Origin of the sequence: Ferrimicrobium sp. (assembly GCF_027319265.1) — a bacterium.
GTDB lineage: Bacteria > Actinomycetota > Acidimicrobiia > Acidimicrobiales > Acidimicrobiaceae > Ferrimicrobium.
This window is the reverse complement of sequence record NZ_DAHVNP010000056.1, coordinates 18,203-33,488: the sequence shown is the minus strand read 5'-3', so window position 1 is coordinate 33,488 and position 15,286 is coordinate 18,203. Positions and strand designations below refer to the sequence as shown.

Genomic DNA, 15,286 nt, shown 5'->3' with positions numbered 1-15,286 from the left:
TCCTCGATTCACCGGGCCGACGAGATCAATTTTGGCGGTCACCGACATCGTCCAGGTGAGTGCCTGGTTCACCCCTAGGAAAAGATTTGCGATAATCACCTGCCACCATGCCGTTGCAAAGATGATGATGAGCGCATAGGGAATCGCAAAAGCCCAGCCAGCGAGCAATATACCCTTGCGCCCTCGACGATCCGAAAGCCGACCCGCTACAAGATTCATCACCGACTTAACGAGCCCAAAGGCAGCGATGAAGCTGACGGTATAGAGCACCGAGGTAACTCCAAAAGCGTGCTGGGCCAACGGAGGCAGAGCGACTCGCTCCACCCCAATCGTCATCCCAATCAACAGGGTGATGATCGTAAAGAGTGAGAACTGCCACCAGTTCTCACGGAGCCCGAGCTTATGATGCACTCGTCCCTCTCCTGCTGGAGAATCGTCCCTTGGTTGGCCCGTCTGGGTCACCGCGGCACCTCCTCGAGGGCAGACCACCCCTCCCAGCCGTCGATCACGACGCTGAGCTGAGAATAGCCGACTTGTTCCAAAAGACTTGCACCTAGTGTTGCACGGTAATCATGGCCACAATGAACCGCTACCTGAATGCCTTTGACGAGTCCGGTTTCCTGAGTCAGAATATCGTGGAGCGGAAGACCCACACTCCCGGGGATGTGACCAGCATGCCATTCAGCCGCCTCACGCACATCTACAACGGGCAAGAGTTCGTCTGCATCAAGGCGTTCCGCCAGCGTTGCTGCGCTGAGTGTGTCATAACCCACAATCTTGCGCCCTGCCGCCTGCCAGGCGTCAAGCCCACCACCAAGATATCCCACAATCCGGTCGTATCCAATGCGCACAAGTTGGCTCACCGCCTCCTGAATCTCCCCGGCGCCCCGGCTGCCCGCATCGGCTACGAGAACGAGTGGCTTCTCTGGACCGACCAACCAACCGACCCACCCCGAAATATTGCCATCGGCACCGGTAGCGATACTCCCAGGAATATGCGAGGATCTGAAGTCCTGGGCGGTTCGAATGTCAAGCAACAACGCGCCTTGAGCCAGCCAGTGGTCCAGTGACGCGAGATCGAGTTCGGGCGGATGGACAAGGGACAGCCCGAGCAGTGGAGCACCGATTTGGTTCAGGTTCCGCATCCTCGCATAATAGGTCGGGTATGTCCCCGCGGTCAGCGAACGGGTAACGAACTGACGGGAGCTACGAGCTGTTGCAAGTGGATTTGTTACGCGCTCTGCACCAATAGTCGTCATGGTCGCGTCGCCGGCGCCCACTGCACAGAACGAACCACCACCGTGGGTAGGGTAGACCACCACCTCATCAGGCAATTGAAGTATTTTCTCCTTGAGGGAACGCTCCAAGTCATGGGCAAATCTCCATGAGAGCGCAGGACCAAAGAGATCAGTTCGTGCTGCCGTTCCAACCATGAGTGCTCCGCCGGAGAACAAAGCTTCTGGCTGTCCCATCGCATTGAGCAAGAGATAGGCCACGTGTTCGGGCGTATGGCCAGGCGTCGCGAGAACACGGAGTCGCCACGAACCCAAGCCAATTTCATCTCCGTCGCTGAGATGTTCGTAGTGATAGCGCAGACCCGCGTCAGAGCTCGCCCCGATCTTCGATCCAACGGTAGAGGCAAACTCGCGTGAGCCTGATACAAAATCGTTGTGGACATGTGTCTCAAGCGACCACGTCAGCTCCAGTTCTGCGCTCGCCACGATATCGAGATACTGACCAATATCGCGAACAGGATCAATGACAACAGCCATTTTCGCCCGGTCAGAAACCAGAAGATAGCTGGTATTCCCCAACTCAGCGCTGCGGACCGGAACGATCGAAACGTCCACTTGGACCTCCCTGTTCATATACTCAATTATGTATTTGAGTATACTACTTGCCAGGAAGTACCATTTCTGCAACCAACGCTAAGATTGGACCTTACCGGTGTGTTCAGCATCCGAGGGGATCATGCCAGCTTCGACCCCGAAGGCGACAGGGAGACCGGCTCGGCGCCACTCAGGAAAGCCATCTCGCAAGCGCTTTGCAAGGATGCCCCTGCTTCGCAAGAATCGAACAACATCAGGCGCGAAGACGCAATAGGGACCGCGACAATAGGCGACGATCTCGCCATCACTTGGGATGTCGTGAAGCTCCTCCGAGAGTTCCCGATACGGAAGCGAACGCGCGCCTGGTATATGCCCTGCACGATACTCCGCCTCAGGTCGAACGTCGAGGAGAGTGATGGAACCGTGTTGCAACTGGTTGAGCAGCTCGGCGTACTCCACAACCTGAGAATCGTCGGATGGCCCGACATAGGCGGTGATGAGACGTGGCAAGTCTGCGAGTCGGGCTTCGGCGGTCCTACGAAGGGCCAACCATAGCTCCTCTACCTCGACGCTGGCCAAACGATAATAGACGTAGGTCCCCTCTCTTCGGGAAAGAACGAGCCCTGCCTGAGCGAGAGAACGAAGATGATGGGAGGTGTTCGCCAGACTCTGCCCGATCTCTGCTGCGAGGGCATCAACCGAACGTTCACCCTGGGCCAGCAGATCAATAATTTCGATGCGCCGCCCTGTGGACATCGCCTTCGCCATCTCTGCCAATGCATCAAATAGCGCGGTCTTGGCGGCCCTTGACCCTGGTGTGTTGGTGGAAGCATCGCCATCGTGCATACCTATTGGAGTATAACGGCTGCGACCATCGCTTTCGCGAAGGGTCAATCGACAAGGGCCAAATGGCACCAGATGACCCAACGCTAAGCACTCGAGCGCGAGAACACCCATCGATCGCAAACTGGCTGTCTCCCCACCAACGTCAACGAGCAGCTAGAGTCTCGTCGTCCGCCCAGCAGGAATGAAGGATCAAGCACACGCTGGTTCATACAAACCTGGTGCCAGTCGGGTTGTCTGCAACAACCTCGTATCCCATGACAACAGCACCTTTGCCAACCCAGATCAAGATGCACAGATGTCCTCGGCATTCGACGTACCGAAGGATCCGTTGCTGTGTGACTGCGCTCACCTGCAACCATCAACCGGCTAAGGAGCGAGCAGGCTCGCAATTGTCATTCCCGTCGACATACTGTGACCATGAAGCAAGGCTACGTTGTGCCCGATCAACATCACGTTCGACACTTCGCTAAGCTGAAAACCCATGCCAAGCGCCATCATCTTAGGAGGAACTGGAGCCATTGGTCATGCCGCGAGCCAGCGGTTGAGGGCCAATGGCTGGGACGTCACCTTGACCAGCCACACTTCCCCTTCGTCAAACAAAGAACATTTCATCAGCATCATCGCGAATCGACATGATCCCCACCAGTTACGAAGGGTGCTATCGGGTGGTGCTGATCTCCTCATCGATTACCTCTGCTACCAGGCTGATGATGCCGTAATGCTCCTTCCCTATCTCTCTGATATCACCAAAACCATCATGATCTCCTCCAAAGCCGTCGATGTCGATCAGCGCGGCCGCCACTCCAACTCCGACAAGCCTGCCGACTGTGCGGGTCCTATCGATGAGACGTGCGCAACACTCAGACCCAACGGCCTTGAACCCAACACACGGGAGGGGTATGGTGCAAACAAAATCGCTGCCGAAGAGACGCTGCTAGATTCGGGAGCATCAGTCGCCATCCTACGCCCATCCAAGATCCACGGCGCCCACGCACGACGGCCAAGGAAGTGGGTCTTTGTGCGACGTGCCATTGAACAACGTCTCACCCTCCTCTACGATCCCAACCGCGCCGGCATCGACCACCCGAGCGCCGCTAGTAACATCGCAGCTCTGATAACTGCGCTGGCTCATCTTTCAGGAAACCAGATCGTCAATATCGCGGACCCCGACGCACCCTCTGGCATCGAGATCGCTAGCATCGTGGGTGAACTACTCGGTGTAACGTTTGTGGAACAACCAGTGACCGCACCTAGTCGCCGCCTTCACCCGTGGGATACCACTTACCCGCTTGTTCTCGACACCAAACGCGCCCATGAACTCGGCTACCAACCGATCGGCGACTACGCCAGCACCATCAAAGCCGAGGTTGACTGGTTGATGGCGAACACAACTCGGCAAACGATGCCTCTCTTCGAGGACGATCCGTTTTTCGCACCGTTTTTCGCCGGCCAAGCCGCAGTTGCGCCTCCCAAACGATAACCATATCTCAGGCTCACCAAGCGACACCGCGGTATCAAGACGGGATACCATCGAGCCCTTGCACCTAGGAGTCGATCAACCCCCGAGACCCGATCCACCGGCAATCTCGGTCGTAGGATCGGGATCAACACTAGAACAGACGGTCTAAAATCACACGGTCCAAAATCACCCCTGGCAAACACCACGCTGACCACGTTCTTATCCCAACCAAAGATGGCTGTAGCCTGCATGCACTCCAGATAAGTGGACTTAGGTGGCGATATCACCTCCCTCCCCCACTGGCTCCCTCGCCCTCATCACGGGGCCCGGTGGATCTCCCAGGCACAATCGAGCCTGGCATCGTCGCACATCAGGAACATCTCACCTATGGACACCTTTGGTTCATGCGCGACACCCTGACATCGAGAGAGTGCTCGGGCCGACCATTGCGAATCAACCAACCAGTACGCGCCCCGGCCAGCCCTCTCCGCGCTCGCCCTTGCGCTGCGGCACTCCTTCTCCCCCGCTCCAGTTTGCCAGTAGTTCAGTCGATGCTTGCCCGGGAGAAGTGGCAACTGCAACTCGTCGTTAGCCACGCAAGAAGACCGCAACGAAGTCTCGCCAGAATGGGCCGAGATAGTGCACGGGAGGGAAAATCATAGCGGAGAGGAGGTTGGTGCCGACAATCCCATTTGGACCAAGGTCGCTGTAGGTGGCAAAATTCACCCAATCGGGATTGATATCAAGCTGCATCCCTTCGACCGCTCCCGCGTGCACGAGCACGGCGCCCAACTCCGCTGGCGAAAGACCAGGACCTCCCACCCAGACGAGGTTGTTGTTTGCAGTGACACCAACGCCACTGCGCCAGGTGTTGACAAGGTTGCCAAGTGAATAACCCCAGTTGACAAGTGGAGCAATACTCGCCTGGGGAGTAACCTGGCCATGATCAACCAAGAGGGTCAGATTCTGGCGGACCGCCTCGACTGATGAGGTCATGCCTATTTCGGTTCCCCATGCACCGATTGCCATAGTGCCATTGTCGTACTCCACCAAGGATGCGTCCCCGCTTTGCAGCGGTGCACCATAACGGCCACCCTGATAAAATCCACCACCAGCGTGGGTGAATTGGAATCCCCCTTCGAAGGCCGCCAAAAGGGTCGTATATCGCGATGGTGCAACGGGAGCCTGGTAGGGCCATGTACCCCCCGGTTGGGTCGTACCCGCATAGATCTGCGCGCTCGCCTGCTGCTGGTTAATCCATGCGATCGCAATCGGAGGAGCATCCAGCTGAGGGGTCAACGTCGTGGAAAAGACGGCTCTGCCACCAGCCCCCTCATCACCCCGTGGGTTCCAGGGTTGCACTTGGCCTCCAGGCACCATTGGAGTGAGTGGAAGTGGCGCATACCAGAGCTGCTGATACGATCCCAGTTCAGTTGAGGGTCGCAAATACCCACGGTCGACGAACGCCACCGCAGGGTATGAGGTCCTTACTGATCTCGCCAGTGTCTGATCGTGCAGGCAAGGCTGCGCCCAGATCGCGAGAGTCGAACACAACGCGACGACGCCGAACCTCATCTGCCAAGTCTGCCACCGGCGCCTCATCGTTCCAAGCTATCAGCACCCTTGCACGAAATCGGCACGTACAAACCGGCACCTGGCATCCGCTCATCTGCTCGATGGCAAACCAGGTGCGTTTACCGACCAACGACAACCTTGTTGTGTTCCTCTTGCCAACCTGGTACTCAACTGTTGTATCGCTTGGGCTTTATCTCTACGGCTTTATCTCTACGGCTTTATCTCGACGACTTTATCTCTACGACTTTATCTCTACGATATGTAGCGTTTTGTTCAATCCGCAGTGATAGCCTGATAGAGATGGAGACCATCTCGACAACTATACCGGCACCCGATAGCGCTGACACCATCTTTGATGCCGTCATCGAGGTCGCCTACTCCTACACCGATCCGTTCGCGATAGACCGTGGGGAACTAAGAATAGAGGGTCGTAGCCTCAAGACCGGGCTCTCCTCCGCCCAACTGCCGTACCGCATCACGGTCCTCCCGGTCGGTGAAGACGCCGCCGAGATCTACCTGGAGATTGACATTGAAGATCGCTCAGATCGCCAGGTACAGGCCAAAGACCTTCTCCTCGGTGTCTTCCGCGATCAGACACCGCGAGAGTATGCCAAGCGCCGAGCGGGCGTAGCAACGACGCCTGCTCCAAGCGAATCGGACCCGTCTCCAACCTTGTTCGACCGCATTGGCCCACTCGACCTTGCTGAGTTCTTCAAATACGCTACCATTCCGATCGTCATCCTCGGTGTCCTCGTCATCATCGTCAGCATCAGTCTGTTCGCCGCGGCGAGTGCAACCCTCCATCCCTCGCCCTGGGTCGTCATGCTCACGTTAGGCGGAGAGATCTTCGCGACGGCGGTTGTCGCAGGGATCCTGCTCTTCTTTGGCTACGTACTAGAGCTCCTCGCACACACCCGTGACATCCTCGCAACGAGCAACAATCCCAGTCCACGCGGCTAATCATTTTTTCGAAACTCAACGACCCCGATGAGTGTCATTGCCACCCCCATCACGGCCACAATCGCCAGCGAGAGCCCAACCGGTACCAACCATCCATCCCAGGTGACGCCTGGACTCAGGAAGTGGCGCGCCGCTTGGCCCATGTTGAGGGAGTTAAAAACCACACTGCGCATCGGGCCTACGATAGAGGTCAGCGGATCGATCCTGGTCAACACCGTCAGCCATGTCGGTAGACCGCCGAGCGGATAAAGCGCACCGGAGAGGAAGAACAGTGGCATCACTAACATCTGTGTCACCGCCATAAAGGCTTGGAACTGCTGGATCCGTGCCGCCATCATTACGCCAAAGGCGGTGAGAGTGAAGGAGAGTAACAGGAGCTCTCCGATGAGTGCCAGTAGGAGCGTCGGACGATAGGGCACCCCAGCGAATCCCGCGAGGATCAAAATAACGAGTCCCTGGAGCGTCGCTACTGTGGTCCCGCCAAGGCACTTACCGAACACGATCGCACCACGGTTCACCGGTGCGACCAGCATTTCCCGGAGGAAACCAAACTCTCGATCCCACACGATAGAGCCCGCCGAGAAGAGGGCGGTAAAGAGGGCAGACATCGCCAAGACGCCTGGATAGAGAAAAGTGCGAAGATTGACTCCAGGGGCATCCCGTGCTTGGCAAGGGCGGAGAGTCCCGTGCCCAGTACAAAAAGGAAGAGGATCGGTTGGATCAACGAGGTCACCATCCTGAGTTTGTCCCTCCAGAAGCGAATCAACTCGCGGCGCCACACGATACTGATTGCTCGAAGATCTTGACTGAGTCCACCCGCCGGAACCGCAACACGAATCGCCGCCACCTCGCCTGTTGTCACTGTTGAAGGTTGCACCGCTACCTCCCTCGAAAACGCTGTCGAAACGCCCGCATCGAATCGCTGCTTGTCGCCTCTGTATCCCTGATAGTCCGACCGGTGTACGACATGAAGGCATCGTCAAGAGAGGGACGGGCGACGCTGACCGAACGAATCCCGACGCCGAGCTCACTAAAGAGTCGAGGAACGAACTCCTCGCCAGCGGCGACGGAAAAGGTGACCAACCCGTCATGCATCCCTGCATCGACTCCGAATCGCGATGCGAGTGCCGCGATTGCAGCGACATCATCCGCGGTTGCAATCTGTACTCGGTCCTTGCCAACACTTGCCTTCAGTTCCTCGGGAGTATCGCTCGCCTGGATTTGGCCGTGGTCAATGATCGCAATCCGATCACAATTCTCCGCCTCATCCATATAGTGCGTCGTCAAGAAGATGGTGATATCCTCTCGCTGCTTGAGTTCGATGATGTACTCCCAGATCGAAGAGCGCGTCTGGGGATCCAGGCCGACGGTGGGTTCGTCAAGAAAGAGGACCTTAGGCGCATGCAACAGACCACGAGCGATCTCGAGGTGACGCTGCATACCTCCTGAGTAGGTACTGACGAGGCTCCCACGACGTTCCCAGAGTCCAACCATCTCGAGCACCCGTTGCAGGCGTGACTCGACATACTGCTTAGGCACTGCATAGAGCTCCGCATGAAAGCGGAGGTTCTGTTCAGCGGTCAGATAGGTGTCGAGCGTCGTATCCTGAAAGACCAGACCGATGTTGCGTCGGACCAATTCCCTCGCTCGCACCACATCGTATCCTGCCACTTGTGCGGCACCCTCCGTCGGTTGAGCAAGCGTACAGAGAATCTTGATGGTGGTCGACTTGCCCGCGCCGTTGGGGCCGAGGAATCCAAAGATCTCTCCCCCGGCCACCTCGAAATCAATGCCTCTCACCGCCTCCAATGATCCATAGCGCTTGACGAGACCCTGCACCGCTACAGCTGCTGGCCGTCCTTTCTGGTTCAACGGTGACCGTAGGTGAGGTCCAAGCTCCGCCGACATCATCGTCTCCCTCCTTCTCTCACATACCCTCACCACCAGCTATCCCCGGCTAGGGGGAGAGACCATCGTGACCACGAATCCACGGCTCCTAGTGAACGTGGAATGGTGAGACGCGACAAGGTTCGACGGCTCCCACCACCCGAGCTCCAATCCCTTGTGCAATGCAACTATACTGCCGATACCCGACGAGGTGCACGCTCTACCCGTGTGCGTAGCTCTTGAGACACGCGAAGTGCACCAGGTTCGCGCTCCTATCCCGTCGGGCAAGCAACCCCGGAAGCTGCGTGGTTCGAACTCGAACGCGCCTCAGATCAGTGAGCGGGATGGGTGTCTTCGTCTGAGCGGCCCGGGTCACCTCGCACCTCTCGGGGCGCGATGCAGCCCTACTGGGCGTCGACGATCGTTCTTCGAGCCCTACTGGCATCCTCCTGCGAGAGCGCCCGACGGGCAAGCGCCCGCGCCCGCGTCATCGAGAGGCCATCCAGCACCGCTCGCACCCCAGCCAGCGCTACTGGCGTCATTGAGAGGCTCGAGACACCAAGACCGGCCAAGACGATGGCGAGCAACGGATCACTCGCCGCCTCGCCACACACCGAGATACCGACCTGCGCCCGCGTCCCTGCACGCGCCACCGACTCGATAAGACCAAGCGCGACCGGATTCCAGGGATCGAGGAGCGCGCCCAGTGCGGGTCCATTGCGATCGGCCCCCATCAGATATTGGAGCAAGTCATTGGTCCCGATTGAGGCGAAATCTACCAACGGCGCGACCCGGACAAAACCCAAAGCGAGCGCCGGGACTTCGATCATGACCCCCACGGTGCCCAGGCCAGCAGAGCGCGCCATCCCCACAAAAGAGCGCACCTCAGCAGGTGAACTCACCATAGGCGCCATCACCCGCACCTCGACACCTGGCACCAACTCCTGTGCCTGCGCCAGAGCCTCCAACTGTCGTTCGAGCACCCCTGGAGCCTGGGCGACGAGACGAAAACCCCGCACCCCAAGCGCGGGGTTGTCCTCCCGAGGCAGCCTGATAAAGGGTAAGGGTTTGTCGGAACCTGCATCAAGCGTGCGGAAGATGACAGGCTTCTGTGAGTGGACAAATGGATCAAGAATGGATCGATAGACATCGACCTGCTGGTCAACGCTTGGCTCCTGTGCCTGCCCCTCAAATAAGAACTCGGTGCGTACGAGACCGATGCCGTCGGCCCCCCGCCCATGCGCCTCAACTGCGTCTCCTGGTGATCCGACATTGGCGAGAAGGTGCACCGCACCCGTCGCCAACACCGAACGGTGGCTTCGTCGCCGATCACGCCGAGGCGTGAACCCTTCGGTCACGCGCTCAAGATGCCCGGAGGTCGCACTGGCCAACGAGACCTGGCCAGTGAGGGGATTGAGTAGGACCATGGAACCCTCGGGGAGTTCAGATGCTCCTCGACAACCGACGACGGCTGCAATGTCAAGGGAACGGAGGATGAGCGCCGCATGCCCCGTGGGCCCTCCAGTTGCCACGATCACACCACGCAACGCCGTTGGGTCGAGTTTCGCCGCCTCAGCCGCACTCAGTTGCTCAAGGACCAGGATGCTATCATCATCGAATCGCCAGGAGTACTCAGCTCGCCCAAAGAGCTGGTCGCCGACCCGTATACCGATCTCGGTGATATCGTCAGCTCGTTCGCCGATGTATCCACCTACGGTGCGCAGCTCAGCGGCAACCGTCTCGAACGCGGCCTCTAATGCTCGCCGATCGATGGAGATCGAGGCCACGTCGCTAGGACGATCCGCCTGCTCGGTTGACAGCAACGGTGCCAACAAGCGATCGACGAGCGTCGGATCTTGGGCCATCATGGCTTGGGCCTCCAGGATCGCACCGACCTGGGGAGGTGCGCCCTCGGCCAAACCTTCAAGTTCCCCTGCCGCCTTGGTCAGTTCCGCCTCCAGGTGATGGCGAAGCTCCTCGCGACTGGGGAATTCGTGCGCCTGTGCACCGGCACCACGGCCACGAACTTCACCTTGGGTACTTCCCGCCGCCCCATGATCCTCGGGTGGCGTCGCTGATCCCTGACGGTGTCGCACCCGTCCTACCACCGTATCGGTCCCGATCCCAAAGCCCTCCCAGACACGCTCGTCTGGAGGAGCCGCACGAGCGTCCTCCGTCTCGGCCGAAGCTGTGCCCTCAGGATCCAACCTTACGAACCTCCCATGCGTGTTCCGCCGCCGTGATACCATCATCAAGGGAACCACCCATCGATAGCGTCATCGCACACGCGATGGCGCCTTCGACCATCGGACAGTCAATCATGTGTACCCGCTCCTCAAGTCCCTCCAGCTCAATCGCGGCACTCGTCGCCAGGAAGGAGGAGCCAACGTCGCCGATCATGCCAATCGTGTCGACTCCGCCTAGCTCCGAGAGTCCCGCGAGGACCATCGCTGCGTTCACCCCGAGCCCCCCAGACCCGGGTGCCTCCTCGCCTCCAACGGCAACCATCGCCAGTTCATCGCCGGCCAGGGCCCGAACCACGTCGACCACGCCGAGGGCAAGGCGCTTGGAGTGAGAGACGATGATCAGCCCGGTGGACATCGTCATTGCGGCCCCATGACCCGAGCGAGTGCCTCAAACCAGAGGGCGGCGGAAACGGAACCTGGGTCGATGTGACCGACGCTGCGCTCGCCAAGATAGGCTGCACGGCCACGTTTGGCCACCAAATCCAATGTGGCATCCGACCACGCTCTGGCCTGCTGGGCGAGCACAACGACCAGGGAGCTCACCGGCTCTCCATCGGATCCTGTGGCCTGGAGTTCAGCGAGGGCAGGGAGGAATACATCCATCATGGTTTTGTCTCCCACGACCGCCTTCCCGCGTTGTTGGAGTGCCTCGACAAAGGCGCCAAGGGCACCCACAAAATCGGCCCAGTTGACCTCAGGGGCATCAGGCAACGCCGCGGCAAACTTCAACATTCCTGATCCCCAGAGCGCTCCTGATGCCCCTCCGACCGTGCTCATGAGTGTCATGCCAATGGCCTTCGCATCAGCGCGCAGACTACCCTCGGGGGCAGCGTTGAGCACCTCGACGGCCTTGGTCAACCCGCGATCCATGTTGGAGCCATGGTCAGCGTCGCCGATGGCCGCATCGAGCTCATTGAGCAGCGCTCTGTTGGCATGGATCAGTTCACCAAATCGCTGCCAGAGCTGGCGAAAGGCCTCCTGCTTCACAGAGGTCATACTAGTGCGTCACGACTCTCAGTGCTGGGGTATCACAGGTCGCTCCTAACCGTCTCGCCCGTGTATCGTCAAGACGCAGCAGCGTGAGCGAGGCTCCTGCCATCTCCAATGAGGTCATGAACTCCCCCATCAGGACCCGCTCGAGAGAGAGTTGGGAACCCTCCACGAGCTGTGCGAGATGCCCGGTCATGATGGCCAACTCGATACCGGGGGTGGCCCCCATGGAGTTGACCAGAGCAGCGACGCGCTCACCGGCGACCAGCCCGAGCTCCTCCACAAGGCGACCATAGAGGAAGGCAGTGAGCTCCCCAGCACTCATCATTGGAATGCGCTCAATACCGGGCTCGCCATGGATCCCGACACCCATCTCGATCTCGTTCTCCCCGAGTTCAAAAGTCGGTTTGCCATTCGCTGGGACCGTACACGAGGTCAGCGCGAAACCCATCGAGGCGACGTTGTCGACCACCTCATCACCTACCGCCTTCACTGTTGCCAGATCCGCACCCTCTTCAGCAGCTGCACCTGCGATCTTATGGACCAAAACCGTTCCCGCGATCCCGCGACGCCCGGTGGTGTAGAGCGAATCCTGCACCGCTATGTCATCGTTAACCAACACGACCTCTGTCGCAATGGAGTCGGCATCGGCGAGTTCGCGAGCGATATCAAAGTTCATCACATCGCCGGTGTAGTTCTTCACCACAAGGAGGACACCAACGCCATGGTCGGCGGCCTTGATACCTGCGTAGACCTGGTCCGGGGTGGGGGAGGTAAAGACCTCCCCCGCCACCGCCGCGTCAAGCATACCATAGCCGACGTAACCACCGTGAGCGGGCTCATGGCCCGAACCGCCCCCTGAGACGAGACCGACCTTGCCCGTCGCCTTTGGGACCTTGCGAGCAAGCACCGAGGTGCCTGGCACCCGCACGAGGTACTCAGGGTAGGCCACCACCATCCCGTCGAGTGCCTGGTCAACGATCGTCGCAACCGCATCAATAATCTTTTTCATCTTGCACTCCTCACTGCTCGATCCAACTCTTGGACCGCTCGACCGCACGGACCCAGCCGGCGACGAGCTCATCGCGACGCGAAGCGACCATCGACGGGTAGAACAGCGCATCGCGTTGCCACACCTGGGTCAAGGGCTCAAAGCCATCCCATACACCCACGGCGAGCCCCGCCAAGAAGGCTGCACCCATCGCCGTCGTCTCTGTCACCTTTGGTCGCTCGACACGCACACCGAGAATGTCGGCCTGGAACTGCGCAAGGAAGCTATTGTTGATCGCTCCTCCGTCAACCCGCAGGACATCAACTGCCTGCTTGCTGTCGCTTCGCATCGCCTCCAAGACATCACGCGACTGGTAGGCGATCGACTCCAGCGCAGCTCTGGCGATATGGGCGCGATTCGATCCTCTTGTCAGTCCAACGATCGTTCCGCGTGCGTAACTATCCCACCAGGGCGCCCCAAGACCGACGAAGGCGGGTACGAGATACACCCCACCGGTGTCAGGCACGGAAAGTGCTAGCGCCTCTGTCTCCTCAGCGGTCTTGATCAACCCCAGTTCATCACGGAGCCATTGGACAACGGCTCCGGTGATAAAGATCGAACCCTCAAGCGCGTAGGTCACCTTGTGATCGATACCCCAAGCCAGCGTCGTGACCAGTCCATTCTCCGAGGAGACGGGGACCTCGCCCGTATTCATGAGGAGGAAGGAACCGGTACCGTAGGTGTTCTTCGCAGTCCCAGGCGTATAGCACCCCTGCCCAAACAATGCAGCTTGCTGATCACCAGCGATCCCAGCAATCGGAATCCTGCGCCCCAACCAGCTCTCATCGACCTCGCCAACGACACCCGAGGAGTCAACAACGGTCGGGCACATGGAGCGCGGAATCCCTAACAGCCCCAACAACTCGTCATCCCAATCGAGCTCACCGATGTTGTAGATCATGGTACGCGAGGCATTGGAATAGTCCGTGACGTGGAGCTTTTGGTGAGTCAGCTTGTTGATCAGCCAGGAGTCGATGGTTCCAAAGACGAGATCACCCTTCTCGGCGAGCTCGCGAGCGCCGGGAACGTTCTCGAGGATCCAGGCCACCTTCGTCCCCGAGAAGTACGCGTCGATGACCAACCCTGTCTTAGCTCGCACCATGTCAGTGTGGCCTGCCTCCCGCAGCCGATCACACATTCCGGCCGTACGCCGACACTGCCAGACGATAGCGTTGTAGACCGCCTGCCCCGTCTGCCGGTTCCAGACCACCGTCGTCTCACGTTGGTTGGTGATGCCAAGGGCTGCGATGTCGGCGACGTTGACCCCCGAGGACTTAATGCAACTCTGAATGGCCTGCCACTCCGATTGCCAAATCTCCTCCGGATCGTGCTCCACCCAACCGGGCTGCGGATAAATCTGGCGAAACTCCTGTTGGCCAACGGCCACCGGCAAGCCAGCATCATTAAACAAGATTGCCCTTGATGACGTCGTGCCCTGGTCAAGAGCGAGTAGATACTTAGTCACTGGTTACCATCCCTTCTTCTATCTCATTATCTTCTGCAGTCGCTGTCACCTCGTCGGGGTGCTTCGCCCGATAGTCGAGAGTCAATTCAATGAAAACCTTATAAATACCTACTGCAATCGCCGCCCCAACGAGTGGGCCGAGAATAGGTATCCACCAATAACCTCCCTGCCCCGGGCCCGGGAAGGCGTTCTTACCCCAACCAAAAAGCCATGTCATCAGACGAGGCCCAAAGTCACGCGCTGGATTAATCGCATAGCCCGCATCGGTACCAAAGGAAAGACCGATTGCCAACACTGCTAACCCGACGATAAAGGGTCCAAGGTTCGAGATCGGCGCCATGTTCTTGGCATCGTTGATGGCGAGAATAAAGAGCAAGAGAAAGGCGGTGCCGATAACCTGGTCGACCAACGGCCCCACCCAGCTGCCATGGAAGTAGGAGGCTGGGAAGGTGGCAAAGATGGAGAAGGTCGTCAACCCGCCACTCGAACTCCGTGAGACGACATGATGCACCAAGTTGTACTGGTCGATCGCCTTGTAGTAATCTGCATAGACGATCAAGGCGCCGCTAAAAGCCCCAAGGACCTGGGCTATCCAATACGGTACTACCTTCTTCCAAGGAAGGTTCCCCTTGATAGCCTGCGCAAACGTGACCGCTGGATTGAGGTGCGCACCTGAGATACCACCGGCGACATACACGCCCATGACGACCGCGATTGCCCAGCCCTAGCCGATCAGCATCCAACCGCCAGCACCCTGGAAAATCACTACCGTACGGCCAGACATGGTCAGACCAACGACCGCCACCGCCACCGACCCTGTACCAAAAGCAAGTAACACCAGGGTACCTAAGTACTCCGAGAGCAGCTCGCCCCACGCCGTTGCGCGCCAGCCGGTCTTACCATAGCCCACTTTCGTAGCCATACACCCTACTCCTTCTCATCGAGTCAAGAATGAGCGAAAACAGCAAAAAACCCAAG

At 58.8% G+C, this 15,286-nt stretch carries 13 protein-coding genes and 1 pseudogene; 2 read left to right on the top strand and 12 right to left on the bottom strand.

Annotated elements, in window-relative coordinates:
- The 3 genes from M7439_RS08515 to M7439_RS08505 all read right to left on the bottom strand — a co-directional run.
- Nucleotides 1–462, bottom strand: a 462-nt coding sequence (locus tag M7439_RS08515; RefSeq protein ID WP_298346662.1) for an MFS transporter, incomplete at its 3' end; no start/stop codon positions are given.
- On the bottom strand, nucleotides 459–1,850 hold the full coding sequence (locus tag M7439_RS08510) for a rhodanese-like domain-containing protein (protein ID WP_298346660.1): 1,392 nt from the start codon (nucleotides 1,848–1,850) through the stop codon (nucleotides 459–461). The genes M7439_RS08515 and M7439_RS08510, both read right to left, overlap by 4 nt.
- Before the next feature lie 78 nt (nucleotides 1,851–1,928).
- Nucleotides 1,929–2,744, bottom strand: coding sequence for a metalloregulator ArsR/SmtB family transcription factor (locus M7439_RS08505; RefSeq protein WP_298349582.1), 816 nt, complete (start codon nucleotides 2,742–2,744; stop codon nucleotides 1,929–1,931).
- 412 nt (nucleotides 2,745–3,156) lie between these two features.
- Between M7439_RS08505 and M7439_RS08500 the strand changes: the two genes are divergently transcribed.
- Nucleotides 3,157–4,155: an NAD(P)-dependent oxidoreductase gene (locus tag M7439_RS08500; RefSeq protein WP_298346658.1), complete on the top strand. Its 999-nt coding sequence runs from the start codon at nucleotides 3,157–3,159 to the stop codon at nucleotides 4,153–4,155.
- A 567-nt stretch (nucleotides 4,156–4,722) separates the two neighbouring features.
- On the opposite strand, the gene M7439_RS08495 is transcribed toward M7439_RS08500, so the two are convergent.
- Nucleotides 4,723–5,604: a hypothetical protein gene (locus M7439_RS08495; RefSeq protein WP_298349579.1), complete on the bottom strand. Its 882-nt coding sequence runs from the start codon at nucleotides 5,602–5,604 to the stop codon at nucleotides 4,723–4,725.
- A gap of 405 nt (nucleotides 5,605–6,009) precedes the next feature.
- Here M7439_RS08495 and M7439_RS08490 point away from each other — a divergent pair, with 405 nt between their 5' ends.
- Nucleotides 6,010–6,669, top strand: a complete 660-nt coding sequence (locus tag M7439_RS08490) for a hypothetical protein (RefSeq protein ID WP_298346655.1) — start codon at nucleotides 6,010–6,012, stop codon at nucleotides 6,667–6,669.
- Here the strand turns inward: M7439_RS08490 and M7439_RS08485 are convergent.
- The 8 genes and pseudogenes from M7439_RS08485 to M7439_RS08450 all read right to left on the bottom strand — a co-directional run bounded on the left by M7439_RS08485 (nucleotide 6,666) and on the right by M7439_RS08450 (nucleotide 15,230).
- The gene (locus M7439_RS08485; RefSeq protein WP_298346653.1) at nucleotides 6,666–7,448 is read right to left on the bottom strand and encodes an ABC transporter permease; all 783 of its coding nucleotides are present in this window, start codon (nucleotides 7,446–7,448) and stop codon (nucleotides 6,666–6,668) included. The genes M7439_RS08490 and M7439_RS08485 overlap by 4 nt on opposite strands.
- Before the next feature lie 100 nt (nucleotides 7,449–7,548).
- Nucleotides 7,549–8,577: an ATP-binding cassette domain-containing protein gene (locus M7439_RS08480; RefSeq protein ID WP_366525254.1), complete on the bottom strand. Its 1,029-nt coding sequence runs from the start codon at nucleotides 8,575–8,577 to the stop codon at nucleotides 7,549–7,551.
- Nucleotides 8,578–8,960: 383 nt separating this feature from the next.
- A complete protein-coding gene (locus M7439_RS08475; protein WP_298346650.1) occupies nucleotides 8,961–10,763 on the bottom strand; it encodes a putative PEP-binding protein in 1,803 nt (600 codons plus the stop codon).
- A complete protein-coding gene (locus M7439_RS08470; protein ID WP_298346648.1) occupies nucleotides 10,753–11,163 on the bottom strand; it encodes a PTS-dependent dihydroxyacetone kinase phosphotransferase subunit DhaM in 411 nt (136 codons plus the stop codon). Before M7439_RS08470 ends, M7439_RS08475 begins: the two co-directional genes overlap by 11 nt.
- The gene (gene dhaL, locus M7439_RS08465) at nucleotides 11,160–11,798 is read right to left on the bottom strand and encodes a dihydroxyacetone kinase subunit DhaL (protein ID WP_298346646.1); all 639 of its coding nucleotides are present in this window, start codon (nucleotides 11,796–11,798) and stop codon (nucleotides 11,160–11,162) included. The genes M7439_RS08470 and dhaL overlap by 4 nt, the downstream gene beginning before the upstream one ends.
- A gap of 1 nt (nucleotide 11,799) precedes the next feature.
- The gene (dhaK, locus tag M7439_RS08460) at nucleotides 11,800–12,804 is read right to left on the bottom strand and encodes a dihydroxyacetone kinase subunit DhaK (RefSeq protein ID WP_298346644.1); all 1,005 of its coding nucleotides are present in this window, start codon (nucleotides 12,802–12,804) and stop codon (nucleotides 11,800–11,802) included.
- Between the two features lie 10 nt (nucleotides 12,805–12,814).
- Nucleotides 12,815–14,308 (bottom strand): glycerol kinase GlpK, encoded by a 1,494-nt coding sequence (glpK, locus tag M7439_RS08455; RefSeq protein ID WP_298346642.1) that lies wholly within the window; start codon nucleotides 14,306–14,308, stop codon nucleotides 12,815–12,817.
- Nucleotides 14,301–15,230 (bottom strand): annotated as a pseudogene (locus M7439_RS08450) (MIP/aquaporin family protein). The gene glpK and the pseudogene M7439_RS08450 overlap by 8 nt, the downstream one beginning before the upstream one ends.
- Nucleotides 15,231–15,286 lie beyond the last annotated feature (56 nt).